This window comes from Streptosporangium sp. NPDC048886 (assembly GCF_055586905.1).
In genome coordinates this window covers 100,138-118,129 of record NZ_JBVJHH010000025.1, presented here as the reverse complement: position 1 = coordinate 118,129, position 17,992 = coordinate 100,138, and the positions used below count along the sequence as shown (strand labels likewise).

21 protein-coding genes are annotated in these 17,992 nt (G+C 71.4%); 8 read left to right on the top strand and 13 right to left on the bottom strand.

Going from position 1 to position 17,992, the window contains the following annotated elements:
* The first annotated feature begins 10 nt into the window (after positions 1–10).
* Complete coding sequence (locus ACZ6R6_RS29160; protein ID WP_470098595.1) at positions 11–1,189, top strand: serine hydrolase domain-containing protein; 1,179 nt, start codon at positions 11–13, stop codon at positions 1,187–1,189.
* Positions 1,190–1,332: 143 nt separating this feature from the next.
* Here ACZ6R6_RS29160 and ACZ6R6_RS29155 read toward each other — a convergent pair whose 3' ends face one another.
* Both ACZ6R6_RS29155 and ACZ6R6_RS29150 read right to left on the bottom strand, forming a co-directional pair.
* A complete protein-coding gene (locus ACZ6R6_RS29155; protein ID WP_470098593.1) occupies positions 1,333–1,671 on the bottom strand; it encodes an MmcQ/YjbR family DNA-binding protein in 339 nt (112 codons plus the stop codon).
* On the bottom strand, positions 1,668–2,096 hold the full coding sequence (locus ACZ6R6_RS29150) for a MarR family winged helix-turn-helix transcriptional regulator (protein ID WP_470098647.1): 429 nt from the start codon (positions 2,094–2,096) through the stop codon (positions 1,668–1,670). The genes ACZ6R6_RS29155 and ACZ6R6_RS29150 overlap by 4 nt, the downstream gene beginning before the upstream one ends.
* A 99-nt stretch (positions 2,097–2,195) precedes the next feature.
* On the opposite strand from ACZ6R6_RS29150, the gene ACZ6R6_RS29145 reads away from it, so the two are divergent.
* Complete coding sequence (locus tag ACZ6R6_RS29145; protein ID WP_470098591.1) at positions 2,196–2,606, top strand: organic hydroperoxide resistance protein; 411 nt, start codon at positions 2,196–2,198, stop codon at positions 2,604–2,606.
* A gap of 3 nt (positions 2,607–2,609) precedes the next feature.
* Here the strand turns inward: ACZ6R6_RS29145 and ACZ6R6_RS29140 are convergent, their stop codons facing one another.
* Both ACZ6R6_RS29140 and ACZ6R6_RS29135 read right to left on the bottom strand, forming a co-directional pair.
* Positions 2,610–2,978: a DUF2203 domain-containing protein gene (locus tag ACZ6R6_RS29140; RefSeq protein WP_306874858.1), complete on the bottom strand. Its 369-nt coding sequence runs from the start codon at positions 2,976–2,978 to the stop codon at positions 2,610–2,612.
* 47 nt (positions 2,979–3,025) lie between these two features.
* Positions 3,026–4,384 (bottom strand): cation:dicarboxylate symporter family transporter, encoded by a 1,359-nt coding sequence (locus ACZ6R6_RS29135; RefSeq protein ID WP_470098589.1) that lies wholly within the window; start codon positions 4,382–4,384, stop codon positions 3,026–3,028.
* A 132-nt stretch (positions 4,385–4,516) separates the two neighbouring features.
* Between ACZ6R6_RS29135 and ACZ6R6_RS29130 the strand changes: the two genes are divergently transcribed.
* The 3 genes from ACZ6R6_RS29130 to ACZ6R6_RS29120 all read left to right on the top strand — a co-directional run bounded on the left by ACZ6R6_RS29130 (position 4,517) and on the right by ACZ6R6_RS29120 (position 7,193).
* Positions 4,517–6,100: a sensor histidine kinase gene (locus ACZ6R6_RS29130; protein WP_470098587.1), complete on the top strand. Its 1,584-nt coding sequence runs from the start codon at positions 4,517–4,519 to the stop codon at positions 6,098–6,100.
* Positions 6,097–6,768, top strand: coding sequence for a response regulator (locus ACZ6R6_RS29125; protein WP_470098585.1), 672 nt, complete (start codon positions 6,097–6,099; stop codon positions 6,766–6,768). The genes ACZ6R6_RS29130 and ACZ6R6_RS29125 overlap by 4 nt, the downstream gene beginning before the upstream one ends.
* Before the next feature lie 80 nt (positions 6,769–6,848).
* Entirely contained in the window at positions 6,849–7,193 is a 345-nt protein-coding gene (locus tag ACZ6R6_RS29120; RefSeq protein ID WP_470098583.1) for an STAS domain-containing protein, read from the top strand.
* Here the strand turns inward: ACZ6R6_RS29120 and ACZ6R6_RS29115 are convergent, their stop codons facing one another.
* Complete coding sequence (locus ACZ6R6_RS29115; protein WP_470098581.1) at positions 7,194–7,418, bottom strand: HGxxPAAW family protein; 225 nt, start codon at positions 7,416–7,418, stop codon at positions 7,194–7,196. It abuts the gene before it with no gap.
* Between the two features lie 27 nt (positions 7,419–7,445).
* Entirely contained in the window at positions 7,446–7,892 is a 447-nt protein-coding gene (locus ACZ6R6_RS29110; protein WP_470098579.1) for a MarR family winged helix-turn-helix transcriptional regulator, read from the bottom strand.
* Positions 7,893–7,974: 82 nt separating this feature from the next.
* On the opposite strand from ACZ6R6_RS29110, the gene ACZ6R6_RS29105 reads away from it, so the two are divergent.
* Positions 7,975–8,157 (top strand): hypothetical protein, encoded by a 183-nt coding sequence (locus ACZ6R6_RS29105; protein ID WP_306874876.1) that lies wholly within the window; start codon positions 7,975–7,977, stop codon positions 8,155–8,157.
* Positions 8,158–8,175: 18 nt separating this feature from the next.
* On the opposite strand, the gene ACZ6R6_RS29100 is transcribed toward ACZ6R6_RS29105, so the two are convergent.
* The 3 genes from ACZ6R6_RS29100 to ACZ6R6_RS29090 are packed head-to-tail and all read right to left on the bottom strand — an operon-like array spanning position 8,176 to position 11,172.
* Positions 8,176–8,988: a carbohydrate ABC transporter permease gene (locus tag ACZ6R6_RS29100; protein ID WP_470098577.1), complete on the bottom strand. Its 813-nt coding sequence runs from the start codon at positions 8,986–8,988 to the stop codon at positions 8,176–8,178.
* On the bottom strand, positions 8,981–9,910 hold the full coding sequence (locus tag ACZ6R6_RS29095; protein WP_470098575.1) for a carbohydrate ABC transporter permease: 930 nt from the start codon (positions 9,908–9,910) through the stop codon (positions 8,981–8,983). Before ACZ6R6_RS29095 ends, ACZ6R6_RS29100 begins: the two co-directional genes overlap by 8 nt.
* 5 nt (positions 9,911–9,915) lie before the next feature.
* Complete coding sequence (locus ACZ6R6_RS29090) at positions 9,916–11,172, bottom strand: ABC transporter substrate-binding protein (protein WP_470098573.1); 1,257 nt, start codon at positions 11,170–11,172, stop codon at positions 9,916–9,918.
* 115 nt (positions 11,173–11,287) lie between these two features.
* On the opposite strand from ACZ6R6_RS29090, the gene ACZ6R6_RS29085 reads away from it, so the two are divergent.
* Complete coding sequence (locus tag ACZ6R6_RS29085; protein WP_470098571.1) at positions 11,288–12,460, top strand: Gfo/Idh/MocA family protein; 1,173 nt, start codon at positions 11,288–11,290, stop codon at positions 12,458–12,460.
* A 162-nt stretch (positions 12,461–12,622) separates the two neighbouring features.
* On the opposite strand, the gene ACZ6R6_RS29080 is transcribed toward ACZ6R6_RS29085, so the two are convergent.
* Positions 12,623–13,753, bottom strand: a complete 1,131-nt coding sequence (locus ACZ6R6_RS29080; protein WP_470098569.1) for an ROK family protein — start codon at positions 13,751–13,753, stop codon at positions 12,623–12,625.
* Between the two features lie 157 nt (positions 13,754–13,910).
* On the opposite strand from ACZ6R6_RS29080, the gene ACZ6R6_RS29075 reads away from it, so the two are divergent.
* Positions 13,911–14,105, top strand: coding sequence for a DUF5302 domain-containing protein (locus ACZ6R6_RS29075; RefSeq protein WP_470098567.1), 195 nt, complete (start codon positions 13,911–13,913; stop codon positions 14,103–14,105).
* Positions 14,106–14,299: 194 nt separating this feature from the next.
* Here ACZ6R6_RS29075 and ACZ6R6_RS29070 read toward each other — a convergent pair whose 3' ends face one another.
* Genes ACZ6R6_RS29070 through ACZ6R6_RS29060 form a run of 3 tightly spaced genes read right to left on the bottom strand, consistent with a single transcriptional unit; the run spans position 14,300 to position 17,989 of the window.
* The gene (locus tag ACZ6R6_RS29070) at positions 14,300–14,869 is read right to left on the bottom strand and encodes a sarcosine oxidase subunit gamma (protein ID WP_470098565.1); all 570 of its coding nucleotides are present in this window, start codon (positions 14,867–14,869) and stop codon (positions 14,300–14,302) included.
* Positions 14,862–17,714 (bottom strand): 2Fe-2S iron-sulfur cluster-binding protein, encoded by a 2,853-nt coding sequence (locus ACZ6R6_RS29065; protein WP_470098563.1) that lies wholly within the window; start codon positions 17,712–17,714, stop codon positions 14,862–14,864. Before ACZ6R6_RS29065 ends, ACZ6R6_RS29070 begins: the two co-directional genes overlap by 8 nt.
* Positions 17,711–17,989 carry a sarcosine oxidase subunit delta gene (locus ACZ6R6_RS29060; RefSeq protein ID WP_470098561.1) on the bottom strand — a complete coding sequence of 93 codons (279 nt, stop codon included), beginning with the start codon at positions 17,987–17,989 and terminating at the stop codon, positions 17,711–17,713. The genes ACZ6R6_RS29065 and ACZ6R6_RS29060 overlap by 4 nt, the downstream gene beginning before the upstream one ends.
* Between the last annotated feature and the right edge of the window lie 3 nt (positions 17,990–17,992).

Genomic DNA, 17,992 nt, shown 5'->3' with positions numbered 1-17,992 from the left:
GACAACCCCGATGAACCTGATCTACGAGGCCGCGGGAATGCTAAAATGGCTGGTTCACCCGGTGCCGCCCATTAGCGCGCACCCGGCTCCTGGGGTAAGGGCTGTGCGGCCGACGATGAAGGCTTCCCAGGCGAAGAACGGACTGAGCACGCGCCACGGAGGACGTCGCTCCCGGAAGTCGCGCCCCACTCTCATCGCCGGGCTCGCGCCTTGCGTCGCTCTCTTGATCGCGAGCTGCTCATTCACTTCCGGGCCGACGACCACGGTGCTCTCGGACACGTCGATCGGGCCGGCCCGTTCATCACAGCCCGGCACGCCGACCGCGACCCGCTCCGCACCAAGGCGGCCGGCACTGAAGCCCATCGATCCGGCCGCGTTTCAGGCCGTCGTGGCCGCCGCCGCCAAGAAGCTACTGGTCCCCGGGGCGGTGGTCCTGCTACGCACCCCGCAGGGGAATTCCGAAGCGAGGGTCGGCACCACGGAGCTGGGCACGCGGACGCCGCCGGATGCGGACACTCACCTCCGGATCGCCTCGAACACCAAGACCATGACGTCGGCGCTGATCATGCTCCTTGCCCAGGACGGCAAGCTCCGGTTCGACGATCCGGTGGCCAAATACGTCCCGGATGTGCCCAACGGCAAGAACATCACCATCGCCGAGCTGCTGAAGATGCGGAGCGGGCTTTACGACTATACGGACGCGCCCGAGTTGGCGGCGGCCCTGGACGCCGACCCGACGAAGGTCTGGACACCCCAGGAGGTGTTGACCATCGCGTTCCGGCACCCGCCGCGGTTCCCGCCTGGCACGTCCTACGACTACAACAACACCGACTACGCATTGCTGGGTCTGACAGCTGAGAAGGCCGGCGGGCGCCCGTTGGCCCAGCAGTTCCAGGACCGGCTGTCCGGCCCGCTCGGGCTGCGGCGGACTTCGCTTCCCGCCGCCGACGACAGCTCCATCCCGGATCGCTACTCGCATGGCTACATGTACGGCGGGTCCTCCTACGCGCTGGTCGACAAGCAGTACCCCGCCGACATGCAGACCGCCGCACGGAACGGAACACTCCAGCCCGTCGACTACACCGACCAGAACCCCTCCTACGCCACCGCCGCCGGTGGCGCCGTCTCCACGGCGGTGAGCTTCCGGGCTTCAACTCGTTCATCGGTTACGACGCGGACAACGACGTGACGCTCGTGACATGGACGAACTTGACCCTGTCGCCCGACGGCAGGACTACGGCGAACGCCCTGCTGCCAACGGTTCTCGACGAGATTTACGTCGGGCTGTCGCCGTCGCCCGCACCGTCCCCTGCCACCACCAGGTGACGCGGTCTACTCGCCCAGGAACGAATGCATGCGCTTGGGCGCGACCATCCGCCACGCCTCCTCGACCAGCTCCCGCATCTCGGGCCCGTCGATCGCCTCCAGCCACACCCGGACCCAGTTGTAGCGCTCGTCGGAGGGCCGGGGCAGGTGGAACTTCCTCGGCTCGGCCGCGATCAGCGCGGCCCTCTCCTCCTTGGGGAAGGCGAACCCCATGGAGGTCTCGTCCGGCGAGATCGCGACGTAGACGATCCTGCCCACCCGGAACGTCACCCGGTCCCTGACGAGCCTCTCCTCGGTCCGGGGCAGCTCCATGGCCACGCGGCGGACGTCGTCACCTGTGATCATCGGGACGCCTCGTCGAGGGCGGCGGTGAGGCGGCGCAGCGTGCGCTGCAGATCGAGCAGCTCGGCGAGGTCGAGACCGGTGGCCTCGAAGATCCTGCCGGGGACCTCCAGAGCCGGCTCCCTCAGCCCGGCCCCCTCGGGCGTGAGCCGTACCAGCACGGAGCGCTCGTCGTCGGCGCTGCGCTCCCGGCGCACCAGCCCCGCCGCCTCCAGCCTCTTGAGCAGCGGCGACAGCGTGCCCGAGTCGAGGCGCAGGGCCGTGCCGAGCTCCTTGACCGTCACCGGCTGGCGCTCCCAGAGCACCATCATCGCCAGATACTGCGGATAGGTCAGGCCGAGCTCGCGCAGCTCCCTGCGGTAGACACCGTCCAGCGCCCGCGACGCGGCGTGCACGTCGAAGCAGAACTGGTTCTCCAGCAGCAGCATCGTCACAGCACGCAGTATATCAACTTGACTGCATCCAACTTGATTGTGCACAATTCAATTGTAGGCAATCAATATGTCCGCGTTCCACCGGGAGAACCCATGAGCACGCTCTACACGGCCGCCGCCACCGCCTCCGGGCGCGAGGGACGGGCGGTGTCCTCGGACAACCGCCTCGACGTGACACTCGCCCCGCCGAAGGAGCTCGGCGGCTCCGGCGAGGGCACCAACCCCGAGCAGCTGTTCGCGGCGGGCTACGCCGCCTGTTTCGCCAGCGCGCTGCAGTTGGTCGCCAAGCGCGAGAGGGTCGACGTCTCCGACGCCTCGGTGACGGCCGAGGTGGGCCTGGTGCCCGACGGCAGGGCCTACGGGCTGACCGTGACGCTGCGCGTGGAGCTCCCCGGTGACCTGCAGGGCGAGGCCGGCACCGCCCTGGTCGAGGCCGCCCACCAGGTCTGCCCCTACTCCAACGCCACCCGGGGCAACATCCCGGTCAACCTGGTGATCGAGTGACGGTCACGTCCTGAGGAGGGGGCGGCGGCCGGCGAAACCGAGATCCTCGCGGTGATACCAGGCCAGGTCGCGGTCCCCTTCGAGCCAGCACAGCAGGACCGGCACCCCGTCGAGCACCGAGGGGAAGTCCAGCAGCAGGGGCGCGACCCCCTTGATCTCGATCCCCCGCGCCTCGAACCAGCCGAGGATCTCATCCAGCCGCGCCTCCAGCGCCTTCGCCTCCGGCAGACCGCCGGACTCCGAGGCCCCGTGCTCGCGCAGGTCCCGCGCGAGCACGGCGAGATCGCCCCGCAGGCTCACGAACTCGTCGGCCCGCTCCAGCAGCGCCGGCATCAGCGCCCGCGCCTCCTCGACGGTGAAGGTCCTGTCCACCCCTGAACGTTAGCGCCTCGCCGCCGGTCCGGCGCGGAGGGCGGCGGCTACACCGGCGACGCCTCCGGGTCGTCGGAACGCCCGGCCGGCGGGGTGGATGTCTCCGGATCGGGCCGTCCAGCCGACGGGTCGGGCGCGTCCCGGTCGGGCGTGTCCTCCTCCAGCAGGGTGGTCTCGTCGAAGGGGATGCGGCCGGCCAGCACCTCGGCCGCGCGCTCCCGGTCGAACTCGCCGGTCCAGGTGCCGACCAGGACGGTGGCGACCGCGTTTCCGGCGAAGTTGGTCAGGGCCCGGGCCTCGGACATGAAGCGGTCGACGCCGACGATCAGGCCGACGCCGTCGACGAGGTCGGGCCGGTGGGACTGCAGGCCGCCGGCGAGGGTGGCCAGGCCCGCGCCGGTGACTCCGGCGGCCCCCTTGGAGGCGATGATCATGAAGAGCAGCAGGGAGATCTGCTCGCCGAGCGAGAGCGGGGCGCCGGTGGCGCTCGCGATGAACAGGGTCGCCATCGTCAGGTAGATGGCGGTGCCGTCGAGGTTGAAGGAGTAGCCGGTCGGCACGGTGATGCCCACGACGGGACGGCTCACGCCCAGGTGCTCCATCTTGGCGATCAGCCGCGGCAGGGCCGACTCCGAGGAGGAGGTGCCCAGGATGAGCAGGAACTCCCGGCTGAGGTAGCGCAGCAGGGACACCAGGCTGACCCCGGCGACCAGCCGGAGCATCGGCCCGAGCACGCCCAGCACGAACAGCAGGCAGGTCGTGTAGAAGGCGAGCATGATGACGCCGAGGCTCTTGAGCGCGTCCACGCCGGTGGCGCCGACGACCGCGGCCATCGCGCCGAAGGCGCCGACCGGGGCGGCCCACATGATCATGGCGAGGATCCGGAAGACGAGCCGCTGGATGTGCGCGACGCCGGCCAGGACGGGCGCGCCCCGCGCCCCCATGGCCTGCAGGGCGAATCCGGCGAGCAGGGCCACCAGCAGGGTCTGCAGCACCTGCCCCTCGGTGAACGCCGACACCAGCGTGGTGGGGACCGTCGCGAGCAGGAACGTCACCGTGTCGTTCTCGCCGCCCTTGGCCGCCTCGGCCTCGGCGGCCCTGCGCAGCTCGTCGGTGAGCTGCAGGCCCTGGCCGGGGTCGACCAGGTTGCCCACGACCAGGCCGATGGCCAGCGCGACGGTCGACATGACGAGGAAGTAGCCGAGCGCCAGGCCACCGACCCGGCCGACCTTGGCCGCCTGGGTGACCGATCCGACGCCGAGCACGATGGTGCAGAAGATGATCGGGCTGATCATCATCTTGATCAGGGCGACGAACGCCGTGCCCAGCGGCTTCAGCTCCCTGCCGAGCTCGGGGGCCGCGAGCCCGATGACGACCCCGGCGGCCACGGCAAGAATTACCGCCATATAGAGATATTTAGTGCGATCTCTGGACATAGTGGACACTCAATCTTCCCGGTCTGGACGGAAACTCCGGTCGAGCGACTATGCGTCGGCGGTGTGATCTGGGTCACTATTGCGTACATTTTGGTCGTGGACATGAGGGAGCTGCCGGAGCGGATGCGGCGCTGGAGCCTGGCCGGGCAGATGCTGGCACTGCAGATCGTCGTCGTCGGGATCACCGTGGCGGGAGGCACGGCGCTGGCCGCCCTCCAGGCCGGCGACCTGCTCAGCGCCGAGGCCGCCGGGAGGGCGGAGGCGGTGGCCGTCAGCGTGGCCGACTCCCCCTCGGTCCTGGCCGCCCTCGGCGACTCCGCCACGCTCCAGCCGTACGCCGAGCGGGTCCGGCGGGAGACCGGGGTCGACTTCGTCACGATCATGAGCACCGGAGGGCTCCGCTACACCCATCCCAATCCGGCCCAGATCGGCCGCCGCTTCCTCGGCAACACCGGGCCCGCCCTGCGGGGCCGGACCTTCACCGAGACCTACACCGGCACCCTCGGCTCCTCGGTGCGCGCCGTCGCCCCGGTCCGCGACGCCGGCGGCGGGGTGCGGGCCCTGGTCAGCGCGGGAATCACGGTCGAGAAGATCAGCGTCAGGCTCCGCGGGCAGGTGGCCGGCGCCGTGTTGATCGGGCTGCTCGGCCTGTCCGCCGGCGGCGCGGGCACCTACCTGGTCGGCAGCCGGCTGCGCCGCCAGACCCGCGGGATGGGCCCCGCCGAGCTCAGCCGGATGTACGAGTACCACGACGCGATCCTGCACGCCGTACGGGAGGGGCTGCTGCTGGTCGACGACGCGGGCCGGCTGACGCTGTGCAACGACGGCGCCCGGGAGCTCCTCGGCCTGTCCGGCGAGGCGGACGGGCGGCACGTCGGCGAGCTGGGCCTGCCCGCCTCCCTCGCCGGGCTGCTGGCGAGCGGGGAGAGCCGGAGCGACGAGATCCACCTGACCGGGGAGCGGACGCTCGTGGTGAACGTCGCCGTGGTCCGCTCCGGCGACCGCTCGCTCGGCACCGTGGTGACCTTGCGCGACCACACCGAGCTGCAGTCCCTGACCGGGCAGCTCGACGCCGAGCGCGGCTTCGCCGACTCCCTGCGCGCCGCCGCGCACGAGTCGGCCAACCGGCTGCACACCGTCGTCACCCTCGTCGAGCTGGGCCGTACCGAGCAGGCGGTGGCCTTCGCGACCGCGGAGCTGAAGGCGGCGCAGCAGCTCACCGACCGGGTGATGGGCGCGGTCCGCGAGCCGGTGCTCGCGGCGCTGCTGCTGGGCAAGAGCGCCGAGGCGGCCGAGCGCGGCGTGGAGCTGGCGATCAGCCCGGACACCGGGCTCGACGACATCGGCCTGGACGGCCGGGATCTGGTGACGATCCTCGGCAACCTGATAGACAACGCGGTGGAGGCGGCCGTGTCGGGGGTCCCCCCGGCACGGGTGGACGTCCGCCTGCTGGCCGACGAGACGACCTTCCTGATCAGCGTGGCCGACAGCGGCCCGGGGCTGGACGCGGTGACGGCGCGGGAGGCGTTCCGGCGGGGCTGGACCACCAAGGGCGACGGCCGCGGCCTCGGGCTGGCCATGGTGGGACAGGCGGTCCGCCGGCTGGGCGGCGCGATCGACGTCGGCGGCGGGCCCGGAGCGGTGTTCACCGTACGGCTGCCGCTGCGCGCGGAGGGACTTTCATGATCTCGGTGCTGGTCGTCGAGGACGAGGAGATCACCGCCGAGGCCAACCGCCTCTACGTGGAGCGGGTGCCCGGCTTCCGGGTGGAGGGGATGGCCAGGTCCGGCGGAGAGGCGCTGCGCTACCTGCGGCGGCGTCCGGTGGAGCTGATCCTGCTCGACCTCTACCTGCCCGACATGCACGGGCTGGAGGTGTGCCGGGCCCTGCGGGCGGCGGGCGTCCTGTCCGACGTCATCGCGGTCACCTCGGCGCGCGACCTGTCGGTCGTCAGGTCCGCGGTCTCCGTCGGCGTGGCGCAGTATCTGCTCAAGCCCTTCACCTTCGCCTCGCTGAGCGAGAAGCTCACGCGCTACGCGGAGTTCCGGTCGTCGACGGAGGGCTCGGGCGAGGCCGGCGGCCAGAGCGAGGTCGACCGCGCGCTGGCCGCCCTGCGCGGCCCGGTGCGCAGCCCGCTGCCGAAGGGGATGACACCGGCCACTCTCGACGCCGTGCTGGCGGAGCTTCGCGGCGCCCCGGCGGGGATGTCGGCGCAGGCCGCGGGGGCCGCGATCGGCGTCTCACGGGTGACCGCCCGCCGCTATCTGGAGCATCTGACCGACAGTGGCGTCGCCCGCAGGGTCCCGCAGTACGGTGGGGTCGGGCGGCCCGAGCTGCTCTATCGAATCGTTTGAACGCCGATGCGTCAGCAGGGCCGCGGACCTGGTAGGACAGAGGCAGCCCGCCCTGCCACCCGCGGGCGGAGGAGCAGAGCATGGCCTTTTTCACGGTTTCGACAAGCCGGCACGGCACGGTGTGCGTCGTCCAGGCGAGCGGGGAGCTCGACTACGGCAACGCCTCCGTCCTCCGCGACGAGATGACCAAGGTGTGGGAGCCCGAAGCCCCTTCCACGATCGTCATCGACGTCGCGGCGCTGACCTTCTGCGACTCCACCGGTGTCGCAGAACTGATCGTGAGCCTCCGGCGGAGCCGGGCCGCGGGCACCCGCCTGGTCCTCGCCGGCGTTCACGGCACCCTGGAGCGGATCCTGACCATCACCGGTCTGCGCTCCGCCTTCGAGCTCTCCCCCTCAGCCGAGGAAGCCCTGCGGGGGAGGTGATCAGCTGGTGCGGTCCAGCGGCACCCGAGGCGCGTCCACGATCACGTCGGAGAAGATGTCGACCACCATGGCGATCACACCACCGACGACGACGACCCCCGCCCCGGCCCAGAACAGCGTCCAGTTGGGGCCGAGGCACAGGGCCACGCCGCCGATGGTGAACCCGATCAGAATGACGATCACCGCAAGCCAAGACTTGGGGCTTCCTCCGTGGCTTCCAGCCATGAGCCTTTCCTGTCCTCTCTGTGTGGATCAGCGATGCGCGCCGTTCGCGGCGGCGATCACCCTGGTCAGCGACCGGTGGAGCTCCTGCAGCTCCTCCAGTTCTATACCCAGGCGTTCGACGACGGACGGCGGAATCCTCTCAGCTTCGCTCCTCAGCTCCCGGCCCTCCGAGGTGAGCGTGACCGCCAGGACGCGTTCGTCCCGGCTGTCGCGCTGCCGCCGGATGTAGCCGATCGCCTCAAGTCGTTTGAGGAGCGGGGACAGCGTACCGGGGTCGAGTTGCAGTAGCTTGCTCAGCTCCTTCACAGACAGCGGCGCCTGCTTCCAGAGCGCGAGCATCACCAGATACTGCGGATGAGTCAGGCCCAGAGGCTCCAGCAGGGGCCGGTAGACCCCGATGACGCTGCGCGAGGCAACGGCCAGGGCGAAACAGACCTGTCGCTCCAGGTCAAGTAGATCAGTCGTGTCGCTCACACACCCCTCCCAGCCGACATAGTATGATATTTGGTGCACAAACTATTATGGCGCCAAGCATCGGTCCGCAAAAAGGAGTCCCATGTTCCACCGCAAGCCGATCGAGGAACGGATCGCCGAGCGAGAGGCCCGGCGCCCGTCGCTGGCGGAGGGCAAACACTTCGAGCACGGGCCGGCGAAGTTCATCTTCATCTTCGTCATCGTGTTCGTGGTGATCGGTCACCTCGCCGGCCTGCTGCTGCTGATGGCCCTGGACCTGCACTGACCCGGGCCCGCCCGGGCGTCACTTGGATCCGGTGAAGGCGATCCCCTGGATCAGCTGCTTCTGCAGCACGACGAAGACCACGATGATCGGGGCGCTGGCCAGCAGGGATCCCGCCATCAGGACCGGATACTCGGTGAAGTGCTCACCCTGCAGGGCCGACAGGCCCGCCGACAGGGTCATCCGTTCCGGATCGGTGTTGACGATGAGCGGCCACATCAGGTCGTTCCAGGACCAGAGCACGGTCAGCACGCCGAGCGCCAGCAGTCCGGGCCTGGCCAGCGGCAGCATCACGCTCCAGAAGATCCGGAACGGGCTGGCCCCGTCGATCCTGGCCGCCTCCTCGACCTCCCCCGGCAGGTTGAGGAAGAACTGCCGGAGCATGAAGGTGCCGAACGCGCTGAACATGCCCGGCACGATGAGCCCCGGCAGGCTGTTCAGCCAGCCCAGCTCCTGGACGATCTGGTACTGCGGGATCAGGAAGAGCTGGCTGGGCACCATCAGGACCGACAGCAGCACGATGAAGATCGCGTCCCGGCCCGGGAAGCGCAGCCGGGCGAACGCGTAGGCCGCCATCGAGCAGAACAGCAGTTGGGCGAGCGTCCGCCCGGTGGTCATCACGACCGTGTTGACGAACTGCTGGAGGAACGGCGTGTCCTCGACGACCTTGGCGAAGTTCGACCACTGCCACGACGGGATCCAGGTCGGCGGGGTCCTGGTCGACTCCGTGAAGGACTTCAGCGAGGTGAGCACCTGCCAGAAGAACGGGGCCACCATCGCGGCGGCGCCGATCCCGAGCGTCAGGTGCACGGGCCACAGTCGGCCGCTACGCATAGTGCACCCACTTCTTCTGCATCCGGAACTGGACGACGGTGAGGACGAGGGTGATGAGCATCAGCACCACCGCCATGGCCGCGCCGTACCCCTTGGCCCCCTCCTCGAACGCCTTGTTGAAGAACAGCAGGACCACGGTCTTGTTGTCGGCGTAGGCGGGGTTGGCCTTGCCGAACATGAGATAGATCAGGTCGAACATCTGCAGGCCGCCGATGACGGTGAGCACCGACACGAAGAAGATGCTCGGCGACAGCAGCGGCAGCGTGATCCGGAAGAACTGGCGCACCGGCCCCGCCCCGTCGATGGAGGCGGCCTCGTACAGATGGCGCGGGATGCCCTGCAGCCCGGCCATGAAGATCACCGCGTTGTAGCCGACGGACATCCAGATCCCGACCACGACGACCGCGTAGAGCGCGGTGGACGGCTCGGCGATCCACGACTTGCCCTGGACCCCGACGAGGGAGAGCAGGTAGTTGATCAGGCCGTAGTCCCCGTTGTAGAGCCACCGCCAGATCAGCGCCACCGCCGCGGGCATCGTCACCACCGGCAGGAAGTAGATCGTCCGGTAGAACGACACCAGGCGCAGGCCCCGGGCGTTGAGCAGGGCCGCGACCAGGATCGACAGCGGGATCCCGGCCAGGCTCCAGAGGGCGTAGACGAAGGTGTTCTTCAACGCCTTGGCGTTCTCCGGGCCGGTGAACAGCTCGCGGTAGTTGGCGAGCCCGACCCAGGTGCTGTCCCCGAACAGGGTCCACTCGGTGAAGCTGTAGTACACCGACTGGACGACCGGCCACAGGTAGAACACCCCGAGGCCGAGGACGAGCGGCGCGATCATCGCGTAGCCCCAGAACCACTCCTGGTCCCGCAGCCGCCGGCGGGGTTCGGCGCGGGCGGCCGCCGCGCGTGCGACCGCCCCCTCCACGCCACTCACTCCTTGGCCAGCGCGGCGTTCATGGCCGTGGCGAGCTCCTTCGCCCCGGCTTCGAGGTCCTGGCCGCCGGAGAACGCCTTGGTGATCGCGTCCAGCTCCACCGTCGACCAGGCGGCGGTGTTCTTGGAGATCGGGTACGGCACGCTGTCGTCGACCTGGTCCACGAAGACCTGCAGGTTGAACTTGGGCATCGACTTCACCCAGGTGTCGGCCAGCCCCTCGTAGGCGGGGATCACCGCGCCGGTCTCGGCCTGGATCCGGTTGGCCTGCTCGGAGGCGAGGAACTTCACGAACTCCCACGCCTCGGCCGGGTGCTCGGTCTTGGCGTAGATCACGTTGGCCAGGCCGTGGATGACGGTGGCCTTGCGCTTGGGGCCGGCCGGCAGCGGGGCCACGTCGGCGTTGAGGCCCTCGGTGCCGCTGTAGGTGGTGGCGTCGTAGGAGCCGTCGGTCCACATGGCCAGCTTGCCGTTCTGGAACAGCTCGACCGGGGAGGTGTCGGTCATCTGCTGCACCGTCGGCGAGGACTTCTCCTTGATGAGGTCCGACCAGAGCTTCAGGCCCTCGATGGTGGCCGGGTCGTCGTAGCCGGACTTCTTGCCGTCCGGGGAGACCACGTAGCCGCCCGCCTGGAAGATCGTGTTGTAGAAGACCTCCTGGCCCCACGGCGCCGCCCCGATGCCGTAGACGCCCTTGGCCGGGTCGGACAGCTTCTTGGCGTTCTCGCGGAGGTCGTCCCAGGTCCAGGTGGCGTCGGGATACTTCACCCCGGCCTTGTCGAAGAGGTCCTTGTTGTACCAGAGGCCGACGGTGTCGTAGTCCTTGGGCAGGCCGTACTGCTTGCCGTCGAGGGTGTAGAGGTCGTTGAGCGACTTGGGGAACTTGGCGGTGTCCACCTTGTCGGCCGCGATCTTGTCGGAGATCGGGAGCAGCGCGCCCTGCGAGGCGTAGACGCCGAACCGGGGGCCGTTCATCCAGAACACGTCGGGGGCGCTGCCGCCGGCCGCGGAGGTCTGGAGCTTGGTGAAGTACTCCTTCAGCGGGGTGAACTGGATCTTCACCTCGATGTTCGGATGCGTCTTGGTGAACTCCTTGGCGATCTTGTCCATCGCCTGACCCTGGTTCTTCTCATCCCAGTAGCCGTAGGTGAGGGTGACCTTGCCGCCTGCGGACTCGCCCTCCGACGAGGAGCATGCCGCCGCTCCAGCCACGATCGCGCCGGCGCACAGAAGCGCCCACACCTTCCTGCTCATGTCGTCCCTATCTGTCCGAGCTGTACGAGTGAGTACGGAGGCTAGCGCCCATTTATGAAAATAACTAGGGTAAATGGAGCAACAGTGAGCAGAAGCGTGGCGAACAGGAGCGACTGTGAGGAACGACCTCCGCATCGGAGTAGCGGGATACGGCCTGAGGAGGTCGCTGGCTCGCGAGGCACACCGTCCGGGCAACGGCAGCCGGGTGGTGGCGCTGTGCGACCCCGATCCCGCCGCCCAGCAACGGGCCCGCGCCGAGATCGGCTCTGACCTGCAGGTTACCGCCGACTTCGGGATGCTGCTGAACGACGACGTGGACGCGGTGATGATCCTCACTCCCGACCACACCCACGTGGAGCTGGCCGTCGCGGCGCTGAAGGCGGGCAAGGCGACCCTGGTGGAGAAGCCGCTGGCGATCACGGTCGAGGACTGCGACCTGATCCTGCGCACCGCCCGCGAGCAGCGCGCCCGACTGTACGTGGGGCACAACATGCGCCACATGCCGGTCGTCCGGACCATGCGGCAACTGATCATGGAAGGGGCGATCGGCGAGGTCAGGGCCGTGTGGTGCCGCCACTTCGTCGGGCACGGCGGCGACTACTACTTCAAGGACTGGCACGCCGACCGGCGCAACACCACCGGGCTGCTGCTGCAGAAGGGCGCCCACGACATCGACGTCATCCACTGGCTGGCGGGCTCGCGGACCAGCCTGGTCACCGGCATGGGCGGGTTGACGGTCTACGGGCAGGTCACCGACCGCTCCGAGGGGCTCCCGGCGGACTGGTTCAGCCCGGCGACCAACTGGCCGCCGCTCGCCCAGCGCGGCCTGAACCCGGTGGTGGACGTCGAGGACCTCTCCATGGTGCACATGCGCTTGGAGAACGGCGTCCACGCCAGCTACGAGCAGTGCCACTTCACCCCGGACTACTGGCGCAACTACACCGTCATCGGTACGGCCGGCCGCCTGGAGAACTTCGGCGACCACGGGGAGGGCGCCGTCGTGCGGGTCTGGAACAGCGGGCGGCGCGGCTACGACCCCGAGGGGGACCTCCAGGTGCCGATCACGGCGGGCGTGGGCGGTCACGGCGGCGCGGACGAGGGCCTGGTCAGCGAGTTCGTCCGCTTCGCCGTCGAGGGGGGAGCGACCGACACCTCCCCGGTCGCCGCGCGCGACAGCATCGCGGCGGGGGTGCACGCCACCGAGTCCCTGCGGGACGGCTCGACGCCCCGCCACGTCCCGCCCGTCTCCCCCGACCTGGCCGCGTACTTCGCCGCCGGCCAGGTCTGATCATTTCTTAACCTGTTTGGATAAAGCGCCCGTCGCCCGCGCCACGGACACGGGCCGTCCTGCGGGCCGGTGCGCCGGGCGGACGGACGGCACGGCCCCCCGGCGCACCGGCCGGGCGGCAGGCGGAGAGCCGGGGCGCGGGCGGCCCGGCTCCCCCGTCGCTCAGGACGTCGCGCCGAACAGCGTCCGGTCGAGGTGGTCGAGGGCCAGCCGTACGGCGCCCAGCGCCACGGACTCGTTGCCGAGCCGGGAGGCCACGACCTCGGGCGGGTAGAGCGTGACCCGGTTCAGGTGCCGCTGGATGGGTTCGACGAGCAGCGAGCCGGCCTGGGACAGGCCGCCGCCGACCACGACCAGCTCCGGGTCGAGCGGGTTGACGATGGTGACCAGCCCCTCGGCCAGGCGGGTGGCGAACGCCTCCACCGCCTGCGCCGCCGCCTCGTCCCCGCCGCGCGCCCGGGCGACGGCGAACTCGGCCGACTGCCCGGGCGAGCGCAGCTCCCCGGGGTCGGCGGACATGGCGTAGTCGATCACGTTGCGGAAGGCGAGCCGGTAGCCGCTCGACTGGTCGCCGATCTCCCCGGAGGCGGCGTGGCTGCCCCGGTGCAGGGCCCCGCCGATCAGCAGGCCCAGGCCGATCCTGTTGCCGGTGAACAGGTAGACGACGTCCCGGTAGCCCTTGGCGACGCCCCGCCAGTGCTCGGCGAGCACCGCCAGGCGCATGTCGTTCTCCACCAGGACCGGCACGGCGATCCGGCCGGCCAGCTCGGCCTGGAGCGCGACCCCGCTCCACTCGGGGATGGCCACGCTCTTGACCACCCGTCCCGCCTCGTCGACCACTCCGGTGGTGCCGACCGCGACCGCCGCCAGCTTCCTGCTGTCGACGACGCTCTCCTCGACGAGCGCGACGATGGCCTTGATCCGCTCGGCCGCGGGCAGCTCCGGGGAGACCGCGACCCTGCGGGTGGCGAGGATCTGCCCGTTGAGGTCCGCGGTGACGGCCAGCAGCTTGTAACCGCCGACGTCCACGCCGATCACGTGGCCCGCCGTCCCGTGGAAGCGGAAGCGCCGGGCCGGCCGGCCGCGCTGTCGGTCCCCCGGCTCCTCGGCGCACTCCTCGGCCCACTCCTTGGCCAGCAGATCCTCGACGATCCCCTCGGCCGTGGGCCGGGACACGCGTGCGGCCCGGGCGAGCTCGGTGAGGGTCACGATCTGCCCGTCCCGCAGGATCCGCAGGATCGCCGCCGAGTTCAGCTTGCGGAGCAGGGACGCGTCACCGCTCTCCTGTCTCATTGCACCTCTCGACCTCGCTCGGAGACACTTCAGACGGTTATCCTACTTACATAAGAGTCTTACATATATCCGGCCAGCCAACTCCCCATTTCGGACGTGAGAGGATGATGATCCGGTTGGCCGGAGTTGGACTGCCCGCCCAGATCAGGAGGTCCGTATGTCTGACGTCACGCCGGAACCCGAGAGTTCCGAGGACGAGCTGAAGCGCAAGTTCCGTGAGGCTCTGGAGCGCAAGAAGATCGCCCAGACGGACGCCAACACCGGGGGCAAGGGGAAGAACGCCTCGAAGATCCACGGTGCGCACGGCCCGGTCGGAGGCAAGCGCTCCTTCCGCCGCAAGAGCGGCGGCTGAGCACCCCCGGGATCAACCGGGCCGAACACCGGTGCCGACGGCCGAGCGGCCGGCCGGCTGAGCACGCCTGAGCCGGCCGTCCCGCCCGGTCCGGGGCACCCCGCCCGCCCACCGGCCACCCGGCCGGCGGGCGGGCCGCCGCATGCGCGGCGCGGCCCGGGCAGGTCCCGCCCGGCGCCGGCGGATCCGGGCGGTCAGCCCGGCCGTCCGGTGAGGTGTTCGGCGGCGGCGTCGAGCAGCCAGTCGGCGAGATAGCCGGCGTACGACGGCCGCACGGACACCCGGAACTGCTCGCCGCCGTGGGCGGCGAGCAGGACCTGGGCGCGGGCCAGCATGGTCTGGGCGCACCGGCCGGGGCCGAACAGCCGCGGGTGCAGGTCGAGGGAGCAGCCGTGGGCCAGCACGTCACGTGCCCTCGGGCCGGCCAGGACCAGCGTGGTCCACTGCGCCGAGACGTCGGTGACCGCGACGTGCCCGGTCCCGGCCGCGGCCCGCAGGCGGGCCGGCAGGTCGCGCTCCGCGCCGGGCTCGCCGACGACGAGCCACTCGTCGGGGCCGAGCCACAGCACGTCGACGCCGGAGGTCACGTATGTGCCCGGCTCGGTGGGGAGCGGCGCGCCGAGGGCCGCCCCGATGTCGCCGGCGGCCCGGCTCCCGGGGTCCGCCCGCAGGTTGATCCGGGTGAGGAACGGCAGCTCCGCGATGCGCAGGCACTCCTCCCGCACCGGCTCGAAGCGGGGCGGCGGGCCCGGTCGCTCAGCCATCGCGGCGCGCTCCCTCGGGGTCGTAGAGGACGTGGTGGGTGACGGTGACGGGGACCAGCCCGGTCCCGACGGGCACGTGGAGCCGCTCGCCGGCGCGCCGGCGCCCGCCGCTGACGAGGGCGAGCGCGAAGGTCCGGCCGAGCGCCGCGCTGCGGTAGCTGGAGGTGACGTGGCCGAGCGTCGGGACGGGCGGCTCGGGCAGCCGGTCGGCGGCCACCAGGTGGGCGCCCTCGGGCAGCAGCAGGCGCGGGTCCACCGGCAGGAGCCCGACCAGGTGCTTGCGGTCGGGCCTGAGGTCGCCGGCGCGGGCGTGCGAGCGCCTGCCGACGTAGTCGGACCTCCGCCTCGACATCAGCCGCTCCATGCCGAGGTCGGCGGGGGTGACCGTGCCGTCGGTGTCCTGGCCGACGATGGGGTAGCCCTTCTCCGCCCGGAGCACGTGCATGGCCTCGGTCCCGTACGGGGTGACGGCACCGCTCCCCTGGACCGCCTCCCACAGCGCGGGCCCGTCCCAGGCGCCGACGTTGATCTCGTAGGCCAGCTCGCCGGAGAAGCTGATCCGGCACACCCTCGCCGCGACGCCCGCCACCCGGCCCTCCCGCCAGGTCATGAACGGGAAGGCCGCCCTGTCCACGGCCAGGCCGGGGGCGAGCCCGGCCAGCACGTCCCGCGCGCCGGGCCCCGCCAGCGCCACCGTCGCCCACTGCTCGGTGACGGAGGTGCAGTAGACCCTCAGGGACGGCCATTCGGTCTGCAGCCACTCCTCCATCCAGTCCAGGACTGCGGCGGCGTTGCCCGTGGTCGTGGTCACCAGGAACCGGTCCTCCGCCAGGCGGATCACCGTCCCGTCGTCGAAGACCGTCCCGTCGGCGCGGCACATCACGCCGTAGCGGATCGAGCCGACCTTGAGCGTGCTCATCATGTTGACGTAGAGGCGGTCGAGCAGCTCGGCGGCGTCCGGCCCCTGGACGTCGATCTTGCCCAGCGTGGAGGCGTCCATCGCCCCGGCGCCCCGCCGTACGGCCGCGCACTCCCGCAGGACCGCGGCCTCCATGTCCTCGCCCGGGCGGGGGTAGTAGCGGGGCCGTTTCCACTGGCCGACGTTCTCGAACACCGCCCCGCGCGCCACGTGCCATCCGTGCAGCGGGGTGACCCGGACGGGGTCGTGCAGCGCTCCCCTGTCGCGCCCGGCGAGGGCGGCGAAGCTGACCGGCGTGTACGGCGGACGGAAGGTGGTGGTGCCGAGCGCGCCCACCTCGACCCCGAGGACGTGGGCGACGACCCCGCCGGTCAGCACCCCCGAGGTCTTGCCCTGGTCGTGGGCGGTCCCGGCGGTGGTGTAGCGCTTGACGTGCTCGAGCGAGCGGAGCCCCGCCCCGGTCGCGCGCATGACGTCGGCGACGGTCACCTCCCGCTGCAGGTCGACGAAGTGGGTCCGGTAGTCGTCGGCGGGGACGAGCCACACGTGCTCGGCGGGGGGCGCCGGGACGTCCTCGGTGCGGGGTGGGGGCCTGCGGCGGCCCGCGCGGAACCCGGCCGCCTCGGCCGCCCGGGCCCCGGCCCCGGCCCCGTCCTCGACGCAGCGTGCCGTCGTGCCGATCCCCCTGACCGCCCCGGCGACCTCCACCGCCTGGCGGGCGGCGCCGGGGACGTAGGAGCCGAGTGCCCCGTCGTAGCGGAGCTCCCCGCCCGCCTGGCCGAACAGGTGGAGCACGGGGTTCCAGCCGCCCGAGACCAGCAGCAGGTCCGCCTCGATCTCCCGGCTCCCGGGGAGGCCGCCGGGGTGGGGACCGGGAGGATCGCCGGAGGGGCGCCCGCCGGGATCGGGGAAGGGACCGCCGGAGACGGTCACCGAGCGGACGCCGTCGTGGCCGCCCACCCCGGTGACCAGGTGCCCGGCCAGCACCTCGGCGCCCTGCCACGGCCGGCCGCCCGGCGGCGCGTGCCGCCGGGCGTCCACGACGGCCGCGATCTCGACGCCGGCGGCCGCCAAGTCGCGGGCCGCGGCGTAGGCGCTGTCACCGGCGGTGAAGACCACCGCGCGGCGGCCCGGCAGGACCCCGTACCGGTTGACGTAGGCGCGCGCGGCTCCGGCGAGCATCACCCCCGGCCGGTCGTTGCCGGCGAAGGCGATCGGCCGCTCGTGCGCGCCGGTGGCCAGCACGACGTGGCGGGCCCGGATGCGCCAGAGGCGCTCGCGGGAGGAGGCCCGCTCTCCCCTGCGCTCCACGGCGACCAGGTAGTTGTCGTCGTAGTAGCCGAACACGCTGGTCCGTCCCAGCACGCGCACCTCGGGCCGGGCCGCCAGCCCGGCCAGCGCGGCGGCGACCCACCGCGCCCCGGGGACGCCGTCGACGGTCTCGGCGGTGTCGGGCAGGCTGCCGCCGGCCGTGGGCCGGTCGTCGGCCAGGACGACCCGGGCGCCCGAGTCCGCGGCGGCCAGCGCGGCCGAGAGCCCGGCGGGCCCGGCCCCGACCACCAGGACGTCGCAGTGGGCGTACACGCCGTCGTAGCGCGCCGGGTCGGGGCCGGCGGCCAGGCGGCCCCTGCCCGGCAGGCCGCGGGCGACCAGCCCGTCGTACAGCTCGACGGTGGTGGCCTGCAGCATCGGCTCGGGGAAGGGGTGCTCGATCTGGACGATCGCGCCGGGCTCCTCGGTCCAGGCGGCGAAGACGCCGCGGGGACGGCCCAGCCGCGCGCTCCTGGCCACCGTGCGGACGCCGTTGGCCAGCAGGGCGGAGGCGAGCGTGTCGCCGCGGCGCCCTTCGAGGTCCCGGCCGTCGAAGCGGAAACGCAGCGTCTCGCCGCCCCGGTGGTCCCGCCTGCGGAACGGCTGGGAGGTCACGGGGTCACCGGCCGTGGCTCGCCCGGACGGTAGACGGCGTGGATCTCGCCGCTGGCCGTGTCCCTGACCGCGTTGAACCAGCGGCGGCAGCCGGCCGCGTGGCTCCACCGTTCGGCGAAGGGCCCTCGGGGGTTGTCGCGGAAGAACAGGTAGCGGGCCCACTCGTCGTCGGAGAGCGCGGCGGGGTCGCCGGGGTAGGCGACGTGCGCCTGCCCGCCGTAGTGGAACTCGGTCTCGTCGCGTGGCCCGCACCACGGGCAGGGGATCAGCAGCATCGG

Excerpts from the sequence above, each read along its gene's own strand:
- ACZ6R6_RS29120 (WP_470098583.1), top strand. The coding sequence starts at position 6,849 with ATGGCCTTTTTCACGGTTTCGACAAGCCGGCACGGCACGGTGTGCGTC.
- ACZ6R6_RS29060 (WP_470098561.1), bottom strand. The coding sequence starts at position 17,989 with ATGCTGCTGATCCCCTGCCCGTGGTGCGGGCCACGCGACGAGACCGAG.
- ACZ6R6_RS29100 (WP_470098577.1), bottom strand. The coding sequence starts at position 8,988 with ATGCGTAGCGGCCGACTGTGGCCCGTGCACCTGACGCTCGGGATCGGC.
- ACZ6R6_RS29070 (WP_470098565.1), bottom strand. The coding sequence starts at position 14,869 with ATGGCTGAGCGACCGGGCCCGCCGCCCCGCTTCGAGCCGGTGCGGGAG.
- ACZ6R6_RS29130 (WP_470098587.1), top strand. The coding sequence starts at position 4,517 with ATGAGGGAGCTGCCGGAGCGGATGCGGCGCTGGAGCCTGGCCGGGCAG.
- ACZ6R6_RS29080 (WP_470098569.1), bottom strand. The coding sequence starts at position 13,753 with ATGAGACAGGAGAGCGGTGACGCGTCCCTGCTCCGCAAGCTGAACTCG.
- ACZ6R6_RS29115 (WP_470098581.1), bottom strand. The coding sequence starts at position 7,418 with ATGGCTGGAAGCCACGGAGGAAGCCCCAAGTCTTGGCTTGCGGTGATC.
- ACZ6R6_RS29160 (WP_470098595.1), top strand. The coding sequence starts at position 11 with ATGAACCTGATCTACGAGGCCGCGGGAATGCTAAAATGGCTGGTTCAC.
- ACZ6R6_RS29135 (WP_470098589.1), bottom strand. The coding sequence starts at position 4,384 with ATGGCGGTAATTCTTGCCGTGGCCGCCGGGGTCGTCATCGGGCTCGCG.
- ACZ6R6_RS29090 (WP_470098573.1), bottom strand. The coding sequence starts at position 11,172 with ATGAGCAGGAAGGTGTGGGCGCTTCTGTGCGCCGGCGCGATCGTGGCT.
- ACZ6R6_RS29125 (WP_470098585.1), top strand. The coding sequence starts at position 6,097 with ATGATCTCGGTGCTGGTCGTCGAGGACGAGGAGATCACCGCCGAGGCC.
- ACZ6R6_RS29075 (WP_470098567.1), top strand. The coding sequence starts at position 13,911 with ATGTCTGACGTCACGCCGGAACCCGAGAGTTCCGAGGACGAGCTGAAG.
- ACZ6R6_RS29105 (WP_306874876.1), top strand. The coding sequence starts at position 7,975 with ATGTTCCACCGCAAGCCGATCGAGGAACGGATCGCCGAGCGAGAGGCC.
- ACZ6R6_RS29150 (WP_470098647.1), bottom strand. The coding sequence starts at position 2,096 with ATGCTGCTGCTGGAGAACCAGTTCTGCTTCGACGTGCACGCCGCGTCG.
- ACZ6R6_RS29145 (WP_470098591.1), top strand. The coding sequence starts at position 2,196 with ATGAGCACGCTCTACACGGCCGCCGCCACCGCCTCCGGGCGCGAGGGA.
- ACZ6R6_RS29155 (WP_470098593.1), bottom strand. The coding sequence starts at position 1,671 with ATGATCACAGGTGACGACGTCCGCCGCGTGGCCATGGAGCTGCCCCGG.